A 1,899-nucleotide genomic window follows, 5' to 3' on the forward strand; every position below is an offset into this window, starting at 1 on the left:
CGTTCGCTGCCGCGACCGATCCACCTCCCCATGACATGGGGAGGATATAAAAACGGCGGCTCCTTTGCGGGAGCCGCCGTTTTCACGTCAGTCGTCGGGTCTGGGTCAGAAGGCCCAGCGCGCGCCGACCGAGGCCACCAGGGCCGAGCCTTCGGCCTCGCCGCGCAGGTGCGAGGTCATGGCGCCCTGATACAGGGTGCGGTCGTCGTGGATGGTCGAGTCGCTGAAGGCGATGTAGGTCAGACCGGCGTCGAAGGTGACGCCCTCGGTCACTTCGGTCGAGCCGCCCACCGAGAACAGCCAGCGGTCGGCGTCCGGGATGCGGGCGGTGCGCAGGCTGTCGCGGGTCGGGGTCGGGTCATAGCCGACGCCGGCGCGAAGCGTGGTCTTGTCGCTGATCGCATAGTCCAGGCCGATGGCGCCGGTGGTGACGTCCTTGTAGTTCTGGTGGATGACGTCGCCGCCGCCCGTGTATTCGACGGTGATGGCGTCGAACTCGGACCAGCCGATGCGGTTGACCTGGGCGTTCAGGGTCAGCTTGTCGTTGACCGCGTAGCGGACCGAGGCCGAAGCGAACCACGGGGTGTTGAAGCTGGCCTTGCCGCCGGTCGAGACGTTGGCGCCCGCCAGAGGGCCCAGCAGGCCGGAGACGACCACGTCGCCGTCCAGTTCATGCTCGATCTTGGAGCGGTAGGACAGGCCGAAGTCCCACGGGCCCTTGTGCACCTGGGCGCCGACGTTCCAGCCGAAGTCCCAGCCGTCGCCTTCCAGGCTGTTGGAGCCGTCAGGCAGCAGCGGCGACAGGTTCGGCATGGCCGAGGTCAGCTTGGCCTTGACGAACTGGGCGTTCAGCCCGGCGCCGACGTCCAGCCAGTCGTTGACCTGATAGGCCACGGTCAGGCTGGCGTCGCCCGAGCGCAGTTCCGACGTCAGAGCGTCGTAGCGGGCGAAGGAGCTCTGCTCATACTTGGTGGTGAAGTTGTAAGGGGCGGCCACAGAGACGCCGACGGCGAAGCGGTCGCCGATCGGGGTGGCGAAGGCGAAGTTCGGCACCAGGCCGCTTTCGATCGGATCGACTTCGGTGTTGCGCGGGTTGCGCACCGGCACGTCCACGCCGCCCGGATAGGTCAGGTAGGAGCCGGCGTTCTTCACTTCGGAATCGATGCGGATGGCGTGCATGCCGACGGAGACCTCACGGCCGCTGCGGGCGATGGAGGCGGGGTTCCACCACATCGAGCCGACGCCGCGGTCGGCGGCTTCGCCCGAGAAGGCGCGTCCGGCGCCGCGCACGGACTGTTCCTGCAGATAGAAGGAGCCGGCGAAAGCCGGGGCGGCCACGCCCGTCATCAGGGCGGTGGTCAGAGCCAGGCCGCCGAGGCGGGCCATGTTCCTGGGGGTCATTACGCTTCACCTATGTCGTGGGCCGGCCATTGGAAAAGCGGACGGCCTTGGTTCGGGGAGAGCCGCCACGCTACTCATCACAGCGTCCGTGTCATGAAAGCGTTGCGTCCAAGGCCGGTGTCGGACCGCTTCTCGGCGAAAGCGTGGCGCAAAAATCGCACAATTTCACACCTTGGTGAGGTTACGTAACGGCAATTTCGATGCCTGAAGAACGCAGGTTTGCGGTTAGATCGTGTTCCGCGGCGTCAACTTCAGCCTGATCCCGGCCTCGTATCACCAGCTGAGTTCCGACCTCGCCGGCGGTCTGTCCGGCGCCGAAACCGAAGGGGTAGGAGCCGAAGGACAGGTGCGGTCGCGCCTCGGCGGCGGCGCGCAATATGTCGGCCACGGCGCCCTCGCTGGCGCCGGTGACGCGCAACGACCGGCTGTGCACCGGGGCGCCCGTCTTCAGGCGCGGCGCCACGTCGTCCCGCATGGCCTCCATGATCTTGGGCACGC

General features: G+C 67.2%; 1 protein-coding gene and 1 pseudogene. Both read right to left on the reverse strand.

Translation table 11 applies throughout. The annotated features are described in order from the left end of the window. Positions 1–105: 105 nt before the first annotated feature. Positions 106–1,401: an outer membrane protein transport protein gene (locus RT567_RS16430; protein ID WP_313577269.1), complete on the reverse strand. Its 1,296-nt coding sequence runs from the start codon at positions 1,399–1,401 to the stop codon at positions 106–108. A 181-nt stretch (positions 1,402–1,582) separates the two neighbouring features. Then, positions 1,583–1,899, reverse strand: a pseudogene (locus RT567_RS16435) (competence/damage-inducible protein A); the annotation flags it as partial.

It is taken from the genome of Brevundimonas sp. (assembly GCF_032107865.1).
Lineage (GTDB): Bacteria > Pseudomonadota > Alphaproteobacteria > Caulobacterales > Caulobacteraceae > Brevundimonas.